The organism is Klebsiella sp. GW_Kp181 (assembly GCF_040062315.1).
Lineage (GTDB): Bacteria > Pseudomonadota > Gammaproteobacteria > Enterobacterales > Enterobacteriaceae > Klebsiella > Klebsiella oxytoca.
In genome coordinates, this window is record NZ_JBEAFR010000075.1 from 123,392 (window position 1) to 146,500 (window position 23,109).

General features: G+C 53.8%; 20 protein-coding genes. 11 read left to right on the forward strand and 9 right to left on the reverse strand.

The features are described from left to right. The 9 genes from kdsC to npr all read left to right on the forward strand — a co-directional run bounded on the left by kdsC (position 1) and on the right by npr (position 5,900). The gene (kdsC, locus tag ABLV11_RS19745; RefSeq protein ID WP_004106158.1) at positions 1–567 is read left to right on the forward strand and encodes a 3-deoxy-manno-octulosonate-8-phosphatase KdsC; all 567 of its coding nucleotides are present in this window, start codon (positions 1–3) and stop codon (positions 565–567) included. Continuing rightward, positions 564–1,139, forward strand: coding sequence for an LPS export ABC transporter periplasmic protein LptC (gene lptC, locus ABLV11_RS19750; protein WP_004106160.1), 576 nt, complete (start codon positions 564–566; stop codon positions 1,137–1,139). The genes kdsC and lptC overlap by 4 nt, the downstream gene beginning before the upstream one ends. Further along, complete coding sequence (gene lptA, locus ABLV11_RS19755) at positions 1,108–1,653, forward strand: lipopolysaccharide ABC transporter substrate-binding protein LptA (protein ID WP_004106163.1); 546 nt, start codon at positions 1,108–1,110, stop codon at positions 1,651–1,653. The genes lptC and lptA overlap by 32 nt, the downstream gene beginning before the upstream one ends. A gap of 6 nt (positions 1,654–1,659) precedes the next feature. After that, complete coding sequence (gene lptB, locus ABLV11_RS19760; protein ID WP_004106165.1) at positions 1,660–2,385, forward strand: LPS export ABC transporter ATP-binding protein; 726 nt, start codon at positions 1,660–1,662, stop codon at positions 2,383–2,385. A gap of 47 nt (positions 2,386–2,432) precedes the next feature. Continuing rightward, positions 2,433–3,866: an RNA polymerase factor sigma-54 gene (rpoN, locus tag ABLV11_RS19765; protein ID WP_004106166.1), complete on the forward strand. Its 1,434-nt coding sequence runs from the start codon at positions 2,433–2,435 to the stop codon at positions 3,864–3,866. Positions 3,867–3,888: 22 nt separating this feature from the next. Next, positions 3,889–4,176 carry a ribosome hibernation promoting factor gene (gene hpf / locus ABLV11_RS19770; protein ID WP_004106167.1) on the forward strand — a complete coding sequence of 96 codons (288 nt, stop codon included), beginning with the start codon at positions 3,889–3,891 and terminating at the stop codon, positions 4,174–4,176. 66 nt (positions 4,177–4,242) lie between these two features. Then, positions 4,243–4,731 (forward strand): PTS IIA-like nitrogen regulatory protein PtsN, encoded by a 489-nt coding sequence (gene ptsN / locus ABLV11_RS19775; RefSeq protein ID WP_004106168.1) that lies wholly within the window; start codon positions 4,243–4,245, stop codon positions 4,729–4,731. A 45-nt stretch (positions 4,732–4,776) separates the two neighbouring features. Next, the gene (rapZ, locus tag ABLV11_RS19780) at positions 4,777–5,631 is read left to right on the forward strand and encodes an RNase adapter RapZ (RefSeq protein WP_004106169.1); all 855 of its coding nucleotides are present in this window, start codon (positions 4,777–4,779) and stop codon (positions 5,629–5,631) included. Then, positions 5,628–5,900 carry a PTS phosphocarrier protein NPr gene (gene npr / locus ABLV11_RS19785; RefSeq protein WP_004106170.1) on the forward strand — a complete coding sequence of 91 codons (273 nt, stop codon included), beginning with the start codon at positions 5,628–5,630 and terminating at the stop codon, positions 5,898–5,900. Before rapZ ends, npr begins: the two co-directional genes overlap by 4 nt. Before the next feature lie 50 nt (positions 5,901–5,950). Here the strand turns inward: npr and mtgA are convergent, their stop codons facing one another. The 5 genes from mtgA to ABLV11_RS19810 all read right to left on the reverse strand — a co-directional run bounded on the left by mtgA (position 5,951) and on the right by ABLV11_RS19810 (position 12,199). Beyond that, entirely contained in the window at positions 5,951–6,679 is a 729-nt protein-coding gene (gene mtgA, locus ABLV11_RS19790; protein WP_004106171.1) for a monofunctional biosynthetic peptidoglycan transglycosylase, read from the reverse strand. Further along, positions 6,676–7,329, reverse strand: a complete 654-nt coding sequence (elbB, locus tag ABLV11_RS19795) for an isoprenoid biosynthesis glyoxalase ElbB (RefSeq protein ID WP_004106173.1) — start codon at positions 7,327–7,329, stop codon at positions 6,676–6,678. Before elbB ends, mtgA begins: the two co-directional genes overlap by 4 nt. 234 nt (positions 7,330–7,563) lie before the next feature. Continuing rightward, positions 7,564–9,903: an aerobic respiration two-component sensor histidine kinase ArcB gene (gene arcB / locus ABLV11_RS19800; RefSeq protein WP_004106175.1), complete on the reverse strand. Its 2,340-nt coding sequence runs from the start codon at positions 9,901–9,903 to the stop codon at positions 7,564–7,566. Between the two features lie 149 nt (positions 9,904–10,052). Next, a complete protein-coding gene (gene uxuA, locus ABLV11_RS19805; protein ID WP_004106177.1) occupies positions 10,053–11,117 on the reverse strand; it encodes a mannonate dehydratase in 1,065 nt (354 codons plus the stop codon). Between the two features lie 158 nt (positions 11,118–11,275). After that, positions 11,276–12,199 (reverse strand): TIGR01212 family radical SAM protein, encoded by a 924-nt coding sequence (locus ABLV11_RS19810; protein WP_126489594.1) that lies wholly within the window; start codon positions 12,197–12,199, stop codon positions 11,276–11,278. A 673-nt stretch (positions 12,200–12,872) separates the two neighbouring features. Here ABLV11_RS19810 and gltB point away from each other — a divergent pair. Both gltB and gltD read left to right on the forward strand, forming a co-directional pair. Further along, on the forward strand, positions 12,873–17,333 hold the full coding sequence (gene gltB, locus ABLV11_RS19815) for a glutamate synthase large subunit (protein WP_004106181.1): 4,461 nt from the start codon (positions 12,873–12,875) through the stop codon (positions 17,331–17,333). A 9-nt stretch (positions 17,334–17,342) separates the two neighbouring features. Continuing rightward, complete coding sequence (gene gltD / locus ABLV11_RS19820) at positions 17,343–18,761, forward strand: glutamate synthase subunit GltD (RefSeq protein WP_023321685.1); 1,419 nt, start codon at positions 17,343–17,345, stop codon at positions 18,759–18,761. Positions 18,762–18,803: 42 nt separating this feature from the next. Here the strand turns inward: gltD and ABLV11_RS19825 are convergent, their stop codons facing one another. The 4 genes from ABLV11_RS19825 to ABLV11_RS19840 are packed head-to-tail and all read right to left on the reverse strand — an operon-like array spanning position 18,804 to position 23,100. Beyond that, complete coding sequence (locus ABLV11_RS19825) at positions 18,804–19,499, reverse strand: DUF1120 domain-containing protein (RefSeq protein WP_016809821.1); 696 nt, start codon at positions 19,497–19,499, stop codon at positions 18,804–18,806. After that, on the reverse strand, positions 19,496–20,026 hold the full coding sequence (locus ABLV11_RS19830; protein ID WP_134883672.1) for a hypothetical protein: 531 nt from the start codon (positions 20,024–20,026) through the stop codon (positions 19,496–19,498). The genes ABLV11_RS19825 and ABLV11_RS19830 overlap by 4 nt, the downstream gene beginning before the upstream one ends. Next, on the reverse strand, positions 20,023–22,401 hold the full coding sequence (locus tag ABLV11_RS19835) for a fimbrial biogenesis usher protein (protein WP_126489596.1): 2,379 nt from the start codon (positions 22,399–22,401) through the stop codon (positions 20,023–20,025). Before ABLV11_RS19835 ends, ABLV11_RS19830 begins: the two co-directional genes overlap by 4 nt. 21 nt (positions 22,402–22,422) lie before the next feature. Then, positions 22,423–23,100, reverse strand: coding sequence for a fimbria/pilus chaperone family protein (locus tag ABLV11_RS19840; RefSeq protein ID WP_126489597.1), 678 nt, complete (start codon positions 23,098–23,100; stop codon positions 22,423–22,425). Positions 23,101–23,109 lie beyond the last annotated feature (9 nt).

Genomic DNA, 23,109 nt, shown 5'->3' on the forward strand with positions numbered 1-23,109 from the left:
ATGAATAATGCTGATGCCCTGATCGCGACCTGCTATGGGCCGGTGAGCCAGGACTTTATTGACCGGGCGGCAAAAATCCGTTTACTCATACTTGATGTGGACGGCGTTCTGTCCGACGGCGTTATCTACATGGGCAATAACGGTGAAGAGCTGAAAGCGTTTAACGTGCGCGATGGCTACGGCATCCGCTGCGCCCTGACTTCAGATATTGAAGTGGCGATAATTACCGGGCGAAAAGCTAAACTGGTGGAAGATCGCTGCCAAACGCTGGGCATCAGGCATCTGTACCAGGGGCAGTCCGATAAGCTGCTGGCGTTCCATGAACTATTGAATAAGCTGGCCGTTGATGCTGATGAAGTCGCCTACATTGGCGACGATCTGATTGATTGGCCGGTGATGGCTAAAGTGGGTTTAAGTGTAGCGGTAGCCGATGCGCATCCGTTGCTGCTCCCGCGCGCGGATTACGTCACGCGTATTAACGGCGGTCGCGGAGCGGTACGGGAAGTATGCGATTTGCTACTATTGGCGCAGGGCAAGCTGGATGAGGCCAAAGGGCAATCTATATGAGTAAAACCAGACGTTGGGTTATCATTTTACTGTCGCTGGTCGCGCTGATTCTGATCGGCCTGAACCTGGCGAGTACGGACGATACGACCCAGCAAGCGATCAATCCTGATGACCCAACGTATACCAGCGAACATACCGATACCGTCGTGTATAGTCCCGAGGGGGCGCTTAACTACCGGCTCATCGCTGAACACGTGGAGTACTTCTCCGCGCAGCAGCTGTCGTGGTTTGCCAAACCGGTGATGACCACCTTTGATACGAATAAAGCACCAACCTGGTCTATCAAAGCGGATAAAGCTAAGTTGACCAATGATCGCATGCTGTATCTTTACGGGCACGTTGAAGTCGATGCGCTGTCGGCTGACTCTCAACTGCGCAAAATTACGACGGATAACGCCCAGATAAACCTGGTGACGCAGGATGTTACCTCCGATGACATGGTGACGTTGTACGGAACAACATTTAATTCCAGCGGCCTGAAAATGCGCGGGAACCTGCGCAGCAAAAATGCCGAGCTGATTGAAAAGGTTAGAACCTCATATGAAATTCAGAACAAACAAACTCAGCCTTAAGATTGCGCTCGCCAGCGCCTTACTGGCGGCCAGCCTGTCGGCTCAGGCAAAGACGGGTGATACCGATCAGCCGATTCACATTGAATCCGATCAGCAGTCGCTGGATATGCAGGGCAATGTCGTGACCTTTACGGGGAATGTTGTCGTCACTCAGGGAACCATCAAAATCAATGCCGACAAAGTCGTTGTGACCCGTCCTGGCGGCGAAAAAGGTAAAGAGGTTATCGATGGCTACGGTAACCCTGCCACCTTCTACCAGATGCAGGACAACGGCAAGCCGGTGAAAGGCCGCGCGTCGAAAATGCATTATGAACTGCAAAATGACTTTGTCGTCCTGACCGGCAATGCGCATCTGGAGCAGGTCGATAGCAATATCCAGGGTGACAAAATCACTTACCTGGTGAAAGAACAAAAAATGCAGGCTTTCAGCAATAAAGGCGGGCGCGTGACCACGGTTCTGGTTCCTTCGCAGCTGCAGGACAAAAGTGGCGATCAGTCAAAGAAAGGTAAGTAATTCGTTATGGCAACATTAACTGCAAAGAACCTTGCTAAAGCCTATAAAGGCCGCCGCGTCGTGGAAGATGTCAGTCTGACCGTGAACTCGGGCGAAATTGTAGGCCTGCTCGGCCCAAACGGCGCCGGTAAAACGACCACCTTCTATATGGTCGTTGGCATCGTACCGCGCGACGCAGGGAACATTATCATCGATGACGAAGATATTAGCCTGCTGCCGCTGCACGCGCGCGCGCGTCGCGGAATCGGCTATCTCCCTCAGGAAGCCTCTATTTTTCGCCGCCTGAGCGTATACGATAACCTGATGGCGGTATTGCAGATTCGCGACGACCTGAGCACCGAACAGCGTGAAGATCGCGCGAAAGAGCTCATGGAAGAGTTTCACATTGAGCACCTGCGCGACAGTCTCGGTCAGGCGCTCTCCGGTGGTGAACGCCGCCGCGTTGAAATCGCCCGCGCGCTGGCCGCTAATCCGAAATTCATCCTGCTTGATGAACCCTTCGCCGGCGTTGACCCCATTTCCGTTATCGACATCAAACGTATTATTGAACACCTGCGCGACAGCGGCCTCGGCGTGTTGATTACCGACCATAACGTCAGAGAAACGCTGGCCGTTTGCGAACGCGCTTATATCGTCAGCCAGGGCCACCTGATTGCTCACGGTACGCCACAGCAAATCCTTGAAGACGAGCAGGTTAAGCGCGTGTATCTTGGGGAAGACTTCAGACTCTGATAGGGTAGAGGTTCCAGACGTTTTAGCCGGAGATATTGGCCCTGAATATGAAGCAAGGTTTGCAATTAAGGCTAAGCCAACAGCTTGCCATGACGCCACAGCTGCAGCAGGCGATTCGTCTACTGCAGTTGTCTACGTTAGAACTCCAGCAAGAACTCCAGCAGGCGCTGGACAGCAACCCGTTGCTGGAGCAAACCGATCTTCACGATGAGGTAGAAACCAAAGAGGCCGAGGATCGCGAATCTCTGGATACCGTCGATGCCCTTGAGCAGAAAGAGATGCCCGACGAGCTGCCGCTTGATGCCAGCTGGGATGAGATCTATACCGCGGGAACGCCTTCAGGCAACGGCGTCGATTATCAGGATGATGAACTGCCCGTCTATCAGGGCGAGACCACGCAAAGCCTGCAGGATTACCTGATGTGGCAGGTTGAACTCACGCCATTTACCGATACCGATCGCGCCATTGCGACCTCAATCGTCGATGCCGTTGATGACACGGGCTACCTGACTATTCCTGTCGAAGAGATCGTTGAAAGTATTGGCGATGATGAAATCGGACTTGAAGAAGTTGAAGCGGTGCTCAAGCGCATCCAGCGTTTCGACCCCGTCGGCGTGGCGGCGAAAGACTTGCGCGATTGCCTGCTGGTTCAGCTTTCACAGTTTGCCAAAGAGACGCCGTGGATTGATGAAGCTCGCCTGATCATCAGCGATCATCTCGATCTGCTGGCCAACCATGACTTCCGTACTCTGATGCGCGTTACCCGCCTGAAAGAAGAGGTGTTAAAGGAAGCGGTGAATCTGATCCAATCGCTGGATCCGCGCCCGGGCCAGTCGATTCAAACTGGCGAGCCGGAATATGTCATCCCTGACGTGCTGGTGCGTAAGGTTCACGATCGTTGGGTTGTCGAACTCAATTCAGATAGCCTTCCCCGCCTGAAGATCAATCAGCACTATGCGGCAATGGGTAACAGCGCGCGCAATGATGCTGACGGCCAGTTTATCCGCAGCAATCTCCAGGAAGCCCGCTGGCTTATCAAGAGCCTGGAGAGCCGCAACGACACCCTGCTGCGCGTCAGTCGCTGCATCGTCGAACAGCAGCAGGCCTTTTTTGAACAAGGTGAAGAGTTTATGAAGCCGATGGTGCTGGCGGATATCGCTCAGGCCGTCGAAATGCATGAATCCACTATTTCACGCGTTACCACGCAAAAATACCTGCACAGTCCACGCGGTATTTTTGAGCTGAAGTATTTCTTCTCCAGCCATGTGAACACCGAAGGCGGCGGCGAAGCATCGTCGACGGCCATTCGCGCGCTGGTGAAGAAATTAATCGCCGCGGAAAACCCCGCGAAACCATTGAGTGACAGTAAGCTCACCACCATGCTGTCCGATCAGGGTATTATGGTGGCGCGGCGAACCGTTGCTAAGTACCGAGAGTCTTTATCCATCCCGCCGTCGAATCAGCGCAAGCAGCTGGTTTGACCCAACCGATAAGGAAGACACTATGCAGCTCAACATTACAGGACACAACGTCGAAATAACTCCCGCCATGCGCGATTTCGTGACGGCGAAGTTCAGCAAACTGGAGCAGTTTTTCGACAGGATCAATCAGGTCTATATTGTGTTAAAAGTGGAGAAGGTGACGCAAATTGCGGACGCCAATCTGCATGTCAACGGTGGCGAAATCCATGCCAGTGCGGAAGGGCAGGATATGTATGCTGCTATCGATGGCCTTATCGATAAGCTGGCAAGACAGTTAACAAAACATAAAGATAAACTGAAACAACACTAATTGTCCGGGCAATAGCCTACGCCAACCGCCTGCAGGCGGTTGGCCAGGGTGAGCTCAGGTGAAATTATGATAAATAACGATTCGGCTCTACAACTGAGCAATGTCCTTAACCAGGAATGTACCCGTAGCCAGGTTCACTGCCAGAGCAAAAAGCGCGCGCTGGAAATCATCAGCGAGCTGGCGGCAAAGCAGTTAGGCTTAGCGCCCCAGGTGGTGTTCGAGGCGATTCTCACCCGTGAGAAAATGGGCAGTACCGGGATTGGTAACGGCATTGCGATCCCCCACGGTAAACTCGAAGAGGATACGCTGCGCGCCGTGGGCGTTTTTGTTCAACTGGAAACCCCGATTGCCTTTGATGCTATCGACAATCAACCTGTCGATCTGCTGTTTGCCCTTCTCGTCCCGGCCGATCAAACTAAAACGCATCTGCATACGCTCTCGCTGGTGGCGAAGCGCCTGGCAGATAAAACTATTTGCCGCCGTCTGCGCGCTGCACAAAGTGATGAAGAGCTCTATGAAATCATCACTGAAGCGGGAAGCAACAATGAGGCATAACGGAAGTCGCACCTTACTCTTTTTCGTACTGAGGAGAAACGGTACATGGTACTGATGATCGTCAGCGGCCGTTCAGGGTCGGGGAAATCCGTCGCCCTGCGAGCGCTGGAAGATATGGGTTTTTACTGCGTCGATAACCTGCCGGTTGTGCTGTTGCCAGAGCTGGCGCGTTCGCTCGCCGACAGAAACATCTCGGCGGCCGTCAGTATTGACGTGCGAAACATGCCCGAATCGCCGGAAATCTTCGAGCAGGCGATGAAAAATCTGCCCGCAGAGTTTTCACCTCAGCTGCTGTTCCTTGATGCCGATCGTAACACCCTGATTCGCCGCTATAGCGACACCCGTCGTTTACATCCTCTATCAAGCAAAAACCTGTCGCTGGAAAGCGCCATTGATGAAGAGAGCGATCTGCTGGAACCTCTGCGCTCCCGCGCCGACCTGATCGTCGATACTTCTGAAATGTCGGTGCATGAGCTGGCAGAAATGTTGCGCACGCGTTTGCTGGGCAAACGCGAACGCGAACTGACGATGGTATTTGAATCCTTTGGCTTTAAGCACGGCATCCCTATCGATGCCGACTACGTTTTTGACGTGCGCTTTCTGCCGAACCCGCACTGGGATCCGAAGCTGCGCCCGATGACCGGCCTTGATAAACCCGTGGCCGCTTTCCTCGACCGGCACACGGAAGTGCATAATTTCATTTACCAGACCCGCAGCTATCTTGAGCTATGGTTACCTATGCTGGAGACCAATAACCGCAGCTATCTGACGGTAGCTATTGGTTGTACCGGTGGTAAACACCGTTCGGTTTATATCGCCGAACAGCTGGCTGACTACTTCCGCTCACGCGGTAAGAACGTGCAGTCCCGTCATCGGACGCTGGAAAAACGCAAATCATGACCGTTAAGCAAACCGTTGAAATCACCAATAAGCTGGGCATGCACGCTCGCCCGGCGATGAAGCTGTTTGAATTAATGCAGAACTATGATGCTGAAGTCCTGCTGCGCAATGATGAAGGTACTGAAGCTGAAGCGAATAGCGTGATTGCCTTGCTGATGCTCGACTCGGCTAAAGGCCGTCAGATTGAGATTGAAGCCAACGGTCCGCAGGAGGTTGAAGCGCTAGCCGCCGTTATCGCGCTATTCAACGCCGGGTTTGATGAAGACTAGAGGTATTCCCCGGCTGCAGCGGTGCTTACCGGGGAGATCTGATAGCAAGTTTATTGATGTAGCTTATTCGCCCGCATAAAACCTTCCCCACCTAACTGCCTCATCTGGCGCAGGATCCACGCCTGACGGCGGTGAACATAACCCGACGGCGCATCGGCGCGAAAGCGAATGGGATTGGGCAAAACCGCAGCTAAAAGCGCGGCTTCTGCAGCCGTCAGTCTACTGGCAGGTTTGTGAAAATAGCGCTGCGATGCGGCTTCTACGCCAAACGTTCCGTCGCCAAACTCAGCAATATTGAGATAAACGGTGAGGATCCGTTTTTTGCTCCAGACCGTCTCGATGCCGACGGTCAGCCCCGCCTCCAGCCCTTTTCTCAGCCAGCTGCGGCCATCCCACAGGAACAGGTTTTTTGCCGTTTGCTGCGACAGCGTTGACGCTCCGCGGATCCGGCTGTCATTGCGCTCGTTATGCGCCAGCGCCTTCTCAATGGCCGAAACATCAAACCCCCAGTGCTCCGGGAATTTCTGATCTTCTGCAGCAATAACGGCAAGCCCCATCCACGGCGAGATTTCATCCATCCCCACCCAATCGGAATGGGCGACATAATGAAAATTCCCGGAAAGCCAGGCGCTGACCTGGCGCTCCAGCATCACTGCCGAAAAAGGGACGGGCACGATACTAAACAGCGCAATTCCGCCGCCCCAAAGCACCACGCAAGCCAACAGCAGCCTCAGAACAAAACGCTTCATCATCCGCAGCGGCGAAAAGCGGAGGGTCATGCGGCCAGCACCAGGACGCGAGCGACCAGTTTTTCAATTCCGTTCGCCGCCTCCGCGATGTTCTGCGCCAGCATGTACGCCGGAGTCGTCACCACTTTGTTATCTTCATCAACTACAATATCATCCACCGGGCAAGGCACGTGCTCAGCGCCCATTTCCTCTACCGCATCGGCGGTATCGAGATCGGTACCGATGGTCACGCGTAGCGGAATAGCGAAAATTTTCGGCAACAGCGCCGGAGCGATGCAGATAAAGCCCAGCGGCTTACCGGCCTGATGCATCGCCAGAGCCAACGCTTTAAGATCGCTATCCACTTCACATTCGCTCCCCTGCGAGGCAAAGCTACTGAGATTCTTTGCCGCGCCAAAACCGCCGGGCACAATCAGCGCGTCCAGCTCATCCGCTCGGGCATTGGCCAAAGGCTGAATCTCTCCGCGCGCGATACGCGCCGCTTCCACCAGCACATTACGGCTTTCCGCCTGCGCTTCGCCGGTCAGATGATTGATAACATCGGTTTGTACTTTATCCGGCGCATAGCAAACGGCCTGAGCCCCGCTGCGGGCAATTGCCAGCAGGGTAATGACAGCTTCATGGATTTCACTTCCGTCATAAACGCCGCATCCGCTCAGCACGACACCAATTTTCTTCATCACATCAGCCCCTTAGTACAAGTTTATGAAAGCAGTCAAAAATTTTGATTTACTCGCTATGCTTCACATATTTTACTGTTTCACGTAACAAAATATTTAAGGTTTGCTATCTTAATGAGCGAGTAAGCCAAATCCTCAGGTTGCGCCGTGTAAAAAAATCACTTAAATGATTCTGGCGCAATGTCCAGTTCCCTGGTGTTGGCGCAGTATTCGCGCACCCCGGTTTATCCGGGGTCATTTTTTATCTGCCGCCGCGACCCACGCTTTCAGTACCGCGACATCGCTTTGCCATTCTGATTTCATCTCTTCAACCCATTCGCCAACGTTATCCGCCCATGCGGGTAAATCCGGCGTCTGGATCTGCTGACCTAACTGTTGAATATGGCGCAAACCGATCGAGCCCGCAGCCCCTTTAATCTTGTGCCCCTCTTCAACAATTCCTTTCTGGTCGCGAGCGGTTAAATTAGACTCCAGAACCGCCATATAGCCCGGCATCATTCTTTCAAAGACGGCCAGACCGTCATAAATAAGCTTCGGCCCTACCAGTTCGATGTACTGCTCAAGCATCGGAATATCCAGTACTGAAGCCGATTTACTGCTATCTACAGATGGCATCTCATTCTCCTCTTCTTCCGGCGCATCCCAGAATTTTTTGATAATCGCGGTTAATGCCGGAACCGATAACGGCTTACTCAGGACATCATCCATTCCCGCTTCCAGATACTCATTCTTGTTCTTCAGTACGTTAGCGGTAAGCGCAACCAACGGCGGAAGCTCGTCGGCGGCAAAGCGCTGTTTAAGCTGACGAGAGATATCAAGGCCGGTCATATCCGGCAGTTGGATATCAAGCAGCACCAGATCGTATTCGCCGGGGACGAACATCTCCAGCGCAGCCTTACCGGTCATCGCCACATCGACGCTATTGCCAAGCTTCTCAAGTACCGATCGCGCAACGATCACGTTTAGCTCAATATCTTCCACCAGCAGCACGTTCAGCGCAGGTAATGGCATTTCATCTTCCGCCAGCGTATCTTCAACCTCTTCCGCAACGGCCGGAGCATGTACGGTGAGGGTAAATGTCGCGCCTTTACCCGGCAGGCTGGAAACGCAGATATCCCCCCCCATATTTCGCGCCAGGCGACGTGATACGGCAAGACCGATACCGGTGCCCGTCGCAGGCTTGCCGCCCTGGCTATCTTTAACCTGGTAGTACATGGCGAAAATCTTATCCTGCTCCGCTTCAGGGATGCCGATACCTGAATCTTCCACTTCGAAGTGCAGTATATTCCCCTCGTCATAGCGCACGCGGACGTTCACATTCCCGCCTTGCGGAGTAAATTTCACCGCATTACTAATAAGATTCCACAAGATTTGGCGTAAACGCGTTCCGTCGGTGATCACTTTATGCGGCAGCGGAAGCGTGGGTTCCAGCACAAAATGCAGGCCTTTCTGCTGCGCCTGCAGGCCGGAGAGGTTTTCCAGGTCCGCAAGGAAACCGGTAAAATCAACCGGCTGGTTGTCCAGCTGAATTTTACGCCGCTCCATCTTATCCATCTCAATAATATCATTGAAGATATTACCAAGGGTTACCGCTGAGACATGGATGGTTTTCAGGTATCTTTCCTGTTCGCCGGTCAAATCGGTATCCAGCAGAATTCGGCTAAGCCCTACAATGCCGTTAAGCGGCGTACGCAGCTCGTGGCTGATCGTTGAGATAAAGGTGGTCTTATCTCGGCTGGCTCGCTCCAGAGCGTCCTGATAGCGCTTACGCTCCGTGATATCGCGGCCAAAACCCATCAGGCCGCGCCGCTTACCTACGCGGTCGTAATAAGGAACCTTACGGATTTCAAAGCAGGCCTTACGCCCGTCCGGATAATCCAGCCACTGTTCGTAGGTTAGTGAGACGTTATGGCGGAAGACTTTCTCATCCGTTTCCAGCACCTTTTCCGCCACTTCTTCGGTATAAACATCCTGCGGCTTCAGATGGATAAGCTGCTTTTCACTTTTGCCTGTCAAAAGCTCCATCGCACGGTTACAACCGGAAAACTCTTTATCTTCATTACGATAGAAAACCAGATCCGGAGAAGCATCAAGGAAGGAGCGCAGAAAAGAGGATTGTTGCTCAAGCTGAATTTGCGCCTCTTCACGCTCTTTCATCTCAATTTTGAGCTGCTCAAGCGTCGTTTCACGTTCCGCTTCCGCCTTTTCACGTTCGCCGATTTCCTGATTAAGCTGGGCGATATTGTCCTTAAGCTGCACATTCAGCTTGAGATCGCGCTCGCGCATCTCCTCCAGTTTCTCTACCAGCCGCGAGAGGCGCTGCCGGGACTCTTCCAGTTGCTCAACCACCACCGAAAGGAAATAGACCGCCCACGGGGTAATCAGCAGGCCGAAGAAGATGGAGCGGATCACATCAATACTTTCCACCTGGCCATGCAGCACCATCGTAACGGCCATCTGCACAACTATCGCCAGCACCACCAGCGCAAAGGCCAGCAGCATTGAAAAGCGCACCAGACCCAGCTTCATCATCAGGTCAACATAATACTGCGCCAGCATACGGATTTGCTTCATAAGGGATTCCTTCGCGACAACTTCGCACAATAATACTCAATTCTGAGCAAGACGCTGTAAGTTGTGCAAAAAATGCGGGAAGGATTGCAGTTACGCGGCTGACGCTGAACGGGCGTCAGCCGGAAATAGAGAAGAGAACAAAACGAGCGTTAGCGTTTACTGAGCGCTTCCCACAGCCCCTTCAGGTAGGTCACGCCCAGCGCACGGTCGTACAATCCATAACCTGGCCGCCCTGTTTCACCCCAGATAAAACGTCCATGATCCGGGCGTATATAGCCACTAAAACCATTGTCATAGAGCGCCTGCATCACTTTATACATGTCCAAAGAGCCAAATTCTGACGGATGAGCGCATTCATAAAAGTCTTTATCTTTAATAAGATTAATATTACGCACATGGGCAAAATGGATACGCTTGCGCCGTGTAAACTCGGCCAGAATCGAGTAGACGTCATTGGCAGGATCTTCCGCGATTGAACCGGTGCAGAGCGTGATGCCATTGGCCTCAGAATCTACCGCCCGGCAGATCCAATCCAGATCGTCGCGATTTTTCACGATACGCGGCAAGCCAAAAATAGAGTACGGCGGATCGTCCGGATGAATAGCCATTTTCACGCCGACCTCTTCGCAGACGGGGATAACCGCCTTCAGAAAATAGACCAGATTCTCCCGCAGCGTCTTGTCATCAACATCTTTGTACTGCGCAAACAGCTCCTGAACTTTGGCCAGACGCTCAGGTTCCCAGCCCGGCAGCGCAAAACCATTTGAGTTATCCAGAACCTCTTTCACCACCTCTTCCAGGCTCTTATCAATGTCTTTTTTTTCAAAAGCCATCGTCCGGGAGCCATCCGGCAGAACATAGTTCATATCGGTCTTCATCCAGTCAAAAACCGGCATGAAGTTATAGCAAATCACTTTTACGCCAAACCGGGCAAGATTACGGATAGTCTGTTGATAGTTGGCAATATAGCGATCGCGGGAAGGCAGCCCTATTTTAATATCGTCATGAATATTGACGCTTTCGATAACTTCCATTTTTAGCCCGGCATCATGAACCTGATTTACCAGGCGCTGGATTTTTTCCAGCGGCCATACCTCACCAACCGCGACATCATAGAGCGCCCCCACCACGCCTTCAACGCCGGGAACCTGGCGGATATATTCCAGAGAGACCTTGTCTTCCTCCGGCCCAAACCAACGCATTGTCATTTGCATACGAAATCACCTGATTCAATATTATTAACGGTAATAGCCTACTACCATACAAGATAAAATAACCAGATTTATATTAACGACAGTGACGTTGGTCACACCACTTTTTTTCAGAGGATAAAGCAAAATAAATGCGCCGTAGCGATGACGTTATCCGCCTGCTATGGAGAGATCCAGCGGCGACCGAGAGCAGACCCCTGAACGCCGTGTTCATTGAGGTATTTATCCAGTTCAACCATCCCGGTCCAGCGGTTCTCACACCACAGCGGCGCCAGCAGCGTTGGGCGGCGCGCGCTGGCGGAGATACGGTGATAAATCACTTCCGGAGGGGTGTGACGGATCATCTCTCCTGCGGTAACCGTATAGTCGTCCAGCGCAATACCGTTTAACCTTCCTGCCTGCCAGGCCCTGGCCATAATGCTCCCCTTCACAATATGAAGTGGATGCAGCTTAATGCCGTCTACGCCGGTCTCCACTACCTGCTCTAAGGTCTCCAGGCATTCACCCTGTCCCTCGCCCGGCAGGCCCACGATAAGGTGGCTACACACTTTAAGGTCGCGCTCGCGTGCCAGGCGGGTGGTTCGCTGATAGCAGGCAAAATCGTGGCCGCGGTTAATTCGGTGCAGCGTTTTATCATGCGCGGTTTGTAAACCCAGCTCGAGCCATACTTCGTAGCCCTGCTCCCGATACTCACTCAGCAGGTCCAATACGGCTCCGGGGACGCAGTCCGGACGGGTGCCCACGCACAGCCCGACGATGCTGGCCTGGCTGATTGCCTGCTGATACATGGAGCGCAGTACCTGAACTTCGGCAAACGTACTGGTATAGGCCTGGAAATAGGCCAAATAGCGCTTAGCCCGGTTTACCCGCTGCGCCTGATGGGCTAGCTGCTCAGCAATCGAATGCTGCTGCTGCTCTTCATCGGCAAAAGAAGCGACATTACAAAAGGTACAGCCGCCACGACCAATGGTGCCATCGCGATTTGGACAGCTAAATCCACCGTGCAGCGTCAGTTTGTGAACCTTTTCTCCATATCGGCGCGCAAGATCCCCACCAAACATGTTGACTAATTTTTGTAACTGCATAATCTGATAGACCGGCCTTAAGAAAGGGGCCAAGCCTGCCATTTTTAGCTACCGACGGCGATGACCTGGATCAATCGTCAACGCGGCCGCTTACCTCATTGCATAAACAATCAAGATAATTGCAATTTAATTCATGTTCAGGGTAATGACTTTTCCTTATACATAGCCGCTGATTGGCAATTATCTTTACCCGGGCACAAAACAGTATTAGCCACCAAAAAATAAATTAAAAGCAGTTTAAAAAACTGCGATAAAAAAACAATTCAGCACAGACAGATAATGTCGTGCCGTCGATACAGTGAGACAGATCACACTCGTTTCTGTCTCCGGGCACGTTTCAGTAGTATTTAAAACGCATTTATTCTCTTAAAAATCATTTAATTAGCTGTTGCATAGCACATTTTTGTATAAATAAGATTGCCATTTGACGTATGTGTGGATTCCCGATAAGTTGGGAATCCGCTGGAAGCTTTCTGGATGAGCGCTCTGCTCATCATATTTATGCAGTAATTGAGATTCCCTCTTAACAGCAAGTCCTCAAACTTGTGTACCGATGCGAAAAGGATTTAAAGAGGGCGAATGCGAGGTGTAAACCCCGTCGCCATGCTCTTTCTGTGCCCGTGCGCAATCGGTATCGGAGGGAGTCCCGTAGAGCCTGGGGAGGTTCACTGATATGTTGTACGATAAATCCCTTGAGAGGGATAACTGTGGTTTCGGCCTGATCGCCCACATAGAAGGCGAACCTAGCCACAAGGTAGTGCGAACCGCTATACACGCACTGGCCCGAATGCAGCACCGCGGCGCGATTCTTGCCGATGGAAAAACCGGCGACGGTTGTGGCTTGCTGCTACAAAAACCCGATCGTTTCTTCCGAATTGTTGCGGAAGAGCGCGGCTGGCGTTTAGCCAAAAATTACGCCGTTGGGATGCTGTTCCTTAATAAGGATCCTGAACTGGCAAACGCGGCGCGCCGCATCGTCGAAGAAGAACTTCAGCGCGAAACGCTGTCTATCGTCGGCTGGCGCGATGTGCCAACCAATGAAGGCGTACTAGGTGAAATCGCCCTCTCCTCGCTGCCCCGTATAGAACAAATCTTTGTTAACGCCCCGGCTGGCTGGCGCCCGCGCGACATGGAGCGCCGCTTATTCATCGCGCGCCGTCGTATCGAAAAGCGTCTGCAGGAAGATAAAGATTTTTACGTTTGCAGCCTGTCGAACCTGGTCAACATTTATAAAGGTCTGTGTATGCCGGCGGATTTGCCGCGCTTCTACCTGGACCTCGCGGATCTGCGCCTGGAGTCAGCCATCTGTCTGTTCCACCAGCGCTTTTCCACCAATACCGTGCCGCGCTGGCCGCTGGCTCAGCCCTTCCGTTACCTGGCACACAACGGTGAAATCAACACCATTACCGGTAACCGCCAGTGGGCCCGCGCCCGTACCTATAAGTTCCAGACGCCGCTAATCCCTGACCTCCACGACGCCGCGCCGTTCGTTAACGAAACCGGCTCTGACTCCAGCTCTATGGATAACATGCTGGAGCTGCTGCTGGCGGGCGGGATGGACATCATTCGCGCAATGCGCCTGCTGGTTCCGCCAGCCTGGCAAAATAACCCGGATATGGATCCCGAGCTGCGCTCGTTCTTTGACTTTAACTCCATGCATATGGAACCGTGGGACGGCCCGGCGGGCATCGTGATGTCCGATGGTCGCTTCGCCGCCTGTAACCTCGACCGTAATGGCCTGCGTCCGGCACGCTATGTGATCACCAAAGATAAGCTCATCACCTGCGCATCCGAGGTGGGTATCTGGGATTATCAGCCGGATGAAGTCGTTGAAAAAGGCCGCGTCGGTCCAGGCGAACTGATGGTTATCGATACCCGCGAGGGGCGTATTCTGCACTCCGCGGAAACCGACAACGATCTGAAAAGCCGTCACCCGTATAAAGAGTGGATGGCGAAAAACGTCCGTCGTCTGGTGCCGTTCGAAGAACTGCCGGACGAAGAGGTCGGTAGCCGCCAGCTGGACGATGATACCCTCGCCAGCTATCAGAAACAGTTCAACTACAGTGCCGAAGAGCTGGATTCCGTCCTGCGCGTACTGGGTGAAAATGGCCAGGAAGCGGTCGGCTCAATGGGTGATGATACCCCATTTGCCGTGCTCTCCAGCCAGCCGCGTATCATTTACGATTACTTCCGCCAGCAGTTCGCGCAGGTCACTAACCCGCCGATCGATCCGCTGCGCGAAGCGCACGTTATGTCGCTGGCCACCAGCATCGGCCGTGAAATGAACGTCTTCTGTGAAGCGGAAGGCCAGGCGCATCGCCTGAGCTTCAAATCGCCGATTCTGCTGTACTCGGATTTTAAACAGTTGACCACCATGGAAGAGGAGCACTATCGCGCCGACGTCCTGGATATCACTTTTGATGCCGCCGAAACCACGCTGGCTGAAACCGTGAAGGCGCTGTGCGATAAAGCCGAGCAGATGGTGCGTAACGGTACCGTTCTGCTGGTGCTCTCAGACCGTAACATCGCTAAAAACCGTCTGCCGGTACCGGCACCGATGGCGGTAGGCGCGATCCAGACCCGCCTGGTCGATAAGAGCCTGCGCTGCGATGCCAACATTATTGTCGAAACCGCCAGCGCCCGCGATCCGCACCACTTTGCCGTGCTGCTCGGCTTCGGCGCGACGGCTATCTATCCGTACCTCGCCTATGAAACCCTGGCGAAGCTGGTCGATAATAAAGCCATCGACAAAGAGTACCGCGCGGTGATGCTGAACTATCGTAACGGCATCAACAAAGGTCTGTATAAGATCATGTCGAAGATGGGGATTTCGACCATTGCATCCTATCGCTGCTCGAAGCTGTTTGAAGCGGTCGGCCTGCATCGCGAAGTCTCCGATCTGTGCTTCCAGGGCGTTGTCAGCCGTATCGGCGGCGCGGGCTTCGATGATTTCCAGCAGGATCTGCTGAATCTGTCGAAACGTGCCTGGCTGGCGCGTAAACCGCTGGATCAGGGCGGTCTGCTGAAATACGTTCACGGCGGCGAATATCACGCCTACAACCCGGACGTGGTGCGCACCCTGCAGCAAGCGGTACAAAGCGGTGAGTACAGCGATTATCAGCAGTACGCGAAGCTGGTTAACGAGCGCCCGGCGGCAACGCTGCGCGACCTGCTTTCCGTCACCCCGGACGGAACCACGGTGAACCTGGACGACGTTGAACCGGCGAGCGAACTGTTCAAACGCTTCGATACCGCGGCGATGTCTATCGGCGCGCTGAGCCCGGAAGCGCACGAAGCGCTGGCGGAAGCCATGAATAGCCTCGGCGGCAACTCCAACTCCGGCGAAGGCGGCGAAGACCCGGCGCGCTACGGCACCAATAAAGTGTCGCGCATAAAGCAGGTCGCCTCCGGCCGCTTCGGCGTGACTCCGGCTTATCTGGTCAACGCCGACGTTATCCAGATTAAAGTCGCCCAGGGTGCTAAGCCTGGCGAAGGCGGCCAGTTACCCGGCGATAAAGTGACTCCGTATATCGCCAAACTGCGCTATTCAGTACCTGGCGTAACGTTAATTTCTCCGCCGCCGCACCACGATATCTACTCGATCGAGGATCTGGCACAGCTGATTTTCGACCTGAAACAGGTCAACCCGAAAGCGATGATCTCCGTGAAGCTGGTCTCTGAACCGGGCGTCGGGACTATTGCCACCGGCGTAGCAAAAGCTTACGCGGATTTAATCACCATTGCCGGCTACGACGGCGGCACCGGCGCCAGCCCGCTATCGTCAGTGAAGTACGCGGGATGTCCGTGGGAGCTTGGACTGGTAGAAACCCAGCAGGCGCTGGTTGCTAACGGGCTGCGCCATAAAATTCGTCTGCAGGTCGATGGTGGGCTGAAAACCGGCCTCGATATCATCAAAGCGGCTATCCTCGGCGCTGAGAGCTTCGGCTTCGGGACCGGACCAATGGTGGCGCTGGGCTGTAAATATCTGCGTATTTGTCACCTGAACAACTGCGCAACCGGCGTAGCAACCCAGGATGACAAACTGCGTAAGAACCACTACCACGGTCTGCCGTTTAAAGTGACCAATTACTTTGAATTCATCGCCCGCGAAACGCGCGAGCTGATGGCACAGCTGGGCGTGAAGCGTCTGGTGGATCTGATTGGCCGTACCGATCTGCTGAAAGAGCTGGACGGTTTTACCGCCAAGCAGCAGAAGCTGGATCTGAGCAAGCTGCTGGAAACCGCGGAGCCGCATCCAGGCAAAGCGCTGTACTGCACGGAGAACAACCCGCCGTTCGATAATGGCGTCCTGAATGCGCAGCTGCTGCAGCAGGCAAAACCCTTTGTTGACGGCAAGCAGAGCAAAACGTTCTGGTTCGATATCCGCAATACCGACCGTTCCGTAGGAGCCTCGCTGTCCGGCTACATCGCCCAGACCCACGGTGACCAGGGCCTGGCAGCAGATCCTATTACCGCCCACTTCAGCGGTACCGCAGGTCAGAGCTTCGGCGTGTGGAATGCCGGCGGCGTTGAGCTGCATCTGACCGGCGACGCGAACGACTACGTGGGTAAAGGGATGGCCGGCGGCCTGATCGCCATTCGTCCTCCGGTAGGCTCGGCCTTCCGTAGCCATGAAGCCAGCATTATCGGCAACACCTGTCTGTACGGCGCGACCGGCGGTCGTCTGTATGCTGCGGGTCGTGCGGGCGAGCGTTTCGCAGTGCGTAACTCCGGGGCTATCACCGTCGTCGAAGGTATCGGCGACAACGGCTGTGAATATATGACCGGCGGCATCGTCTGCGTGCTGGGCAAAACCGGCGTCAACTTCGGCGCAGGCATGACCGGTGGCTTTGGTTACGTACTGGATGAAGACGGCGACTTCCGTAAACGCGTGAACTCTGAACTGGTAGAAGTGCTGGACGTTGACTCTCTGGCCATCCATGAAGAGCACCTGCGCGGTTTAATTACCGAGCATGTGCAGCTTACCGGTTCACAGCGCGGTGAAGAGATTCTGGCCAACTGGCCGGCCTTCTCGGCGAAGTTTGCGCTGGTCAAACCGAAGTCCAGCGATGTTAAAGCACTGTTGGGTCACCGTAGTCGTTCCGCAGCTGAGCTGCGGGTGCAGGCGCAGTAAGGGGTTAAGATGAGTCAGAATGTCTATCAATTTATCGACTTACAGCGAGTTGATCCGCCTAAAAAAGCGCTGAAGATCCGTAAAATTGAATTTGTGGAAATTTACGAGCCGTTTTCAGAAGGCCAGGCTAAAGCACAGGCAGATCGCTGCCTGTCCTGCGGCAACCCGTACTGCGAATGGAAATGCCCGGTGCATAACTACATCCCGAACTGGCTGAAGCTGGCTAATGAAGGACGTATTTTCGAAGCGGCTGAGCTGTCGCATCAGACCAATACCCTACCGGAAGTCTGCGGACGGGTTTGCCCGCAGGACCGCCTGTGCGAAGGTTCCTGCACCCTGAACGATGAGTTCGGCGCGGTAACCATCGGTAACATTGAGCGTTATATCAACGATAAAGCGTTCGAAATGGGCTGGCGTCCTGACCTTAGCGGCGTGAAACAAACCGGCAAAACCGTCGCCATTATCGGCGCGGGTCCGGCAGGTCTGGCGTGCGCCGACGTATTGACCCGTAACGGCGTGAAGGCGGTAGTCTTCGATCGCCATCCGGAGATCGGCGGCCTCCTGACCTTTGGTATTCCAGCCTTTAAGCTGGAAAAAGAGGTGATGACCCGTCGTCGCGAGATCTTTACCGGTATGGGCATTGAGTTCAAACTCAATACCGAGGTGGGTCGCGATGTACAGCTCGACGATCTGCTGAAAGAGTACGATGCGGTATTCCTCGGCGTTGGTACCTATCAGTCAATGCGCGGCGGTCTGGAAAACGAAGACGCCAGCGGCGTCTTTGATGCGCTGCCCTTCCTGATCGCCAATACCAAGCAGATCATGGGCTTTGGTGAAACGGCGGACGAGCCGTACGTCAGCATGGAAGGCAAACGCGTCGTGGTTCTTGGCGGTGGCGACACCGCAATGGACTGCGTGCGTACCTCGATTCGCCAGAACGCGACTCACGTCATCTGCGCCTATCGCCGTGATGAAGAGAACATGCCGGGCTCGAAGCGCGAAGTGAAAAACGCGCGGGAAGAAGGCGTGGAATTCCAGTTCAACGTTCAGCCGCTGGGCATTGAAGTGAATGCCAACGGTAAAGTCTGCGGCGTGAAGATGGCGCGTACGGAGATGGGCCAGCCGGATGCGAAAGGCCGCCGCCGCGCGGAAATCGTTGCCGGCTCAGAACATGTGGTGCCAGCAGATGCCGTAGTCATGGCATTTGGTTTCCGTCCGCACAGCATGGAATGGCTGGCGAAGCACAGCGTTGAGCTCGATTCTCAGGGCCGCGTGATTGCGCCGGAAGGCAGCGACAATGCTTTCCAGACCAGCAACCCGAAAATCTTCGCCGGCGGCGATATCGTTCGCGGCTCTGACCTGGTGGTCACCGCGATTGCCGAAGGCCGTAAGGCGGCTGACGGCATCCTGAACTACCTGGAAGTGTAACGAAAAAAGCTTGCGGGTCCCGGAGCCCGCAAGCTTATTCATTCAGAGATAGACAATACTGATTACCGCCTCGCCGTCCAACGTCACCTTTTGCCCGCTCCTGAGATTACTTCCCACCGATGCGCTTATCTGCAGAGGCACCGTTGCCGCCGTGATTGGCTGCGGCACCGAAGAGCCTTTTTTAACAAAGGTATAGAAATAGTCCTGTCCCGTTGGGAGCGGTAAAAGCGAGGAAACTTCCCACGGTCCCTCCTTGCTGGCCGATCCGGCGATATCAACGGCAACTTTTTTATCATCAACCGCGATGGTATTGGCGGAATCGATTTGCATCGCATAGCTGCCAATAGGTTTATTTTCCATCGTCATACCCAGACCAAAAAGCCGTAATTTGTCGCTTATGTATCCGCCGCCATTGACCTGAAAAAGCACTCCCTCATGGCCGTGTGTATCTTTTCCCGTGATAGCGGAACTGGATCGCGCATCTCTCGCCGTAATAGCGATCCCGGTGGAGGATTCGCAGGTAATCGTTAAGGTAATATCCCGCACGCCTAGCTGGGTAAATGCGGACGTTGATAGCGACCCGACATGCCGTTCACCGAAATCTACGATGCCGTTATGGCTCAGCGTTGGCGTGCACGCCGCCGCTTCTGCGGTCACGGTAAAATCAATACTAAGGTTGTCGCCGGCGTGAAGGATCGGACTGAGTAAAAGCGCGAATAAAACAAAGGCGTACCTCATGGAGTTACCACCCTGATCTGCAGATTCCCACGATACGTTACGCGATCCGTAATCGCCTGGCTCTCCATCATTGAAGCCACGTTCAGAACCACAGAGAGCTGACTGGCTTCAATCTCTTCTCCCTGTACAAAGGCGATCCCTTGATTGAGCACAATGCGGGATCGCTTTGCTGCTTCAGCGGTAATCGGCGCCCCGGCGCTCCGTACAGGGACCAGCATCACGTCGCGATCGTCAGCCACCGCTTGCCCGGCGGTAATATTCATTTCCCCACGATTGCCAAGTGCGAACCTGCCGTTTTGCGCATAGGCGCTACCGAAGAAAAGCCGAATACGTTGTGGCTTATCACAATGTACATGCAGGACGAACTGCTTTTCCGGAAGTACCACAGGCTTATCTCCCGCCTGCTGACGTTCTGCCGGGCGAACGGGCAGATAGTCAACCGAACGCTGCGTGCTATTTAATTCGCATCCGGCCAGAAGGGTGCCGGAAAACGCCAGCAGGCTAAGGCCCAGCCATAGACGAATCATTGACATACCCCGCTGGCATTTTCATAGAACGCATCTGCGTCTGGCGCTTCAGGCAGCGTTAGTGAGATGCGGCAACTTCCCTTTTCCAGTTTCGCCACCAATGTTTGTCTCCCTGTGAGGTTGTTCAAAAAAAGCACGCCGTCATCGACGGAAGTCGTTAAGTAATTGCCCGCTGAATCCGTTACGGCGACCCCCTTCGGCAGCGGATCACCGTTCCCCATCGTGACACTCAGCAATACCCGGCGTTCCGTGATGGTAGAAAAGCGGATTTTGCCTACGGCCCCTCGGCCTTGCTTGAGCATTCTGAGCCCATTGCCAATATCCATATTCTTTGGCAAAGTCCCAGTGTTGATTTCAACGACTGCATCTCGCCAGGCCGAAACGGAAGGGATGACAGCCTGACCGCTGAAGTCAGTCCACACCGGCCCCTGCGATGTCTCGATGCGCACTCCGGAAACCGGCTTATCCAGGCTGGCAATGGCAAAGGTGTCGCGAATCGCCCACGGTGTAAAAGTCACACCATGGCGGTGGGCGGCCATTCCCCCGCGCAGCGTTCCGGAATAGCTATGGCTCTGCGAACCGTTGGTACTCGCATTCATACTTAGCTGCGTGTAATGCAGATTCTGATTTACCCCGCCGCTGAAGCTGTTCCGACTCTCGGTCTGGTCACGTTCGGCGCCGAGGGTATAAGTGGTGTCATCGCTGATAGTGCCCGTTACCGAAGTACCGAATCTCTTCCGCCCTTTTTCACTGCGCGCGTAAGCGTTGACCGAATGCTGCTGGAAGGGAATATTCAGGTTCAGGTAAAAAATATTATCATTGCTTTGTTCGATACTTCCGCCGCTGAGCTGGCGCTGCCAGCTTGCCGATACGGAAAATGCGCTAAAACTCTTTCCCCAGTTAAGCGTCGCGTAGCGAGAATTATTGTGGCTATCGAACCCTGTTACATCATAGAAGCTGGCGCTCATCGTACCTATAACAGGGTGTCCCCAGCTCGCGCCCAATGAGTACTCCATTTTATTGGTGGCGCTAAAACTCTTATCAATAGCCTGAGAAAACTCACGATACTCTTCAGAGTATTTGCTCAACGAAGCATTCAGCCCAAAACCGGACGGTGTTGCACAGGAGGCCGATAGATTGTACTTCTGGCCCTGCTGCGCATTATCGCGATCGAACGCCTGGTTAATCTGAAGGGAAAGCGAAATTTCCTGCGGCAGTGCTGAGTCAACGCGTATTCCTAAGGCCTGGTAGCTCTGGGCAACGATCGCGCCGCTAGTTAAATTATGCCTGGCATTCAGCTTCCAGCCGCCAGCCAGGCTGGCTACCCAGGGCTGCTGGCTATATGCATCGCCCACCCGGCCTAATGAAAATTGATATCCGCCCGCAGGCCCCAGCCCGGAGCGATACAATGAGGCGGGAACCACCTGGCTATGCTGGCTGCCATCGGTCTCAATAACGGTGATCGTCAGATCGCTGGTGACGTTGCGCAGAGGAATATCCGTTAAGGTAAAGGGGCCGGCAGGCACTAAAGTGGAATACACCATGATCCCTTGCTGGCGAATCTCAACCCGCGCCTGCGGGGTACTGGCGATCCCGGTTACCAGCACGCCGCTCCCGGCATCGTTAAGGGCGCTCTCCGGCACAAAGGAGATACCGTATAGCTCGGCGCCGTCGAGCAAAGGATTATTCATGCCTACCTCTCCGGCCTTAACGGTGCTTTTTATCTGCGTAAAGGTGCGCTGCAGGTAGGTCTGCGAATTTTCGCTGGTAAACTGATTATTCGCACGGCTTAATAGCTGATGGCTACGCAGCAGCCAGGTATTCACGTTTAGACCACCGTCCAGCATCAGCTGCGAATACTCGGAATGACCGCCGCTATAATCGTTGCGCGAAGCGAAAAAGGTGTAATTCAGCACCCCAGCCGTACCGCTCGTGTCGTATCCGCTGAGGTCGGTACTTTGGCTAACTAATTGCTCCTGCGGTAATATCAGATCGATTCGCCCTTTTCCGGGCGACGCTTTTAGGATCGTTTCAGGATGGGCCTGTAAATAGTCATAGCAGCCCTCGCTATCGTTCCTGGGCTGGTGAACACCGGCCTGTTCCATAAACGCTTTATCGAAACACAGCTGGCCGTCATCATCAAAGTGGGCAACGATATTCCCCTTATCCTTACCGTTAACGCCCAGCATAACCGAGGTCGCCCCTGGCAGGAATTTGGCTTCTGAGGAGAAATAATGCGCAATTTGCGGATCGATACCCAAAGACGTTAAGGTTTCACTATCAAATTCTATCGCGCTCTTTTTGGCCTCTTCAGCTACCGCCAGTTGAGCGCTTCCCAACCCGATAAGACAGGCCAACAGCTTTTTCCTGAGCATTCCGTTCATCCTTGAACATGGTTACTGCAACGAGGTGATGTAGCGCTCTCCTTTATATCCATAGCGGCTTGCCGGATAAAACTCGACTTTCGTATCCGCTCCCGCTTTAGCAGGTAATTTTACGCTGACGCTGGTGTGCGGCAGGAGATACGTTTTCGCTAACTCGCCGGGAGAACCTGACGGCAAAGTATTAAACATGGCCGTCATCCTGACGACATAGTCGCTCGGATTACTGATCTCCACCTGGCCGCCCTTTTTGCGCCAGACCAGATGCTTCCACGGCGCGGGCTCCTCCGGCAGGCCAGCCGGATGGATAATGACCGGTAAATCCTGACGAATTGTGACCGTTGTTTTCAGTTTTTCCTTTTCCTTCGGCGGAATGCCTTCAAAGGTGACCCGTTTAAACTCTTCATGCTGCAGCGGTTTAGAGGTTTGCAAAATAAAACGGATCTTTTGCGTGTCCCCTTGCTCTACGCGTACTACCGGTTGTGTAACAATTAAGCGGATAGATTTATCGCTATCGGCTAAATCAACCACTTTGGTATAAAGCAGGGACGGATGCGGATCTGAATTGGTGAGGTTCATCGACACCTCACCTTTTTGTTCATCAACGAGTAAAACAGATGTCTCAGGCACCATGCCGCTGGCATTGGCCCGGGTCGTCAATATCAATATCGACAACAGCAGCGTTTTTTTCATATTAGTGGT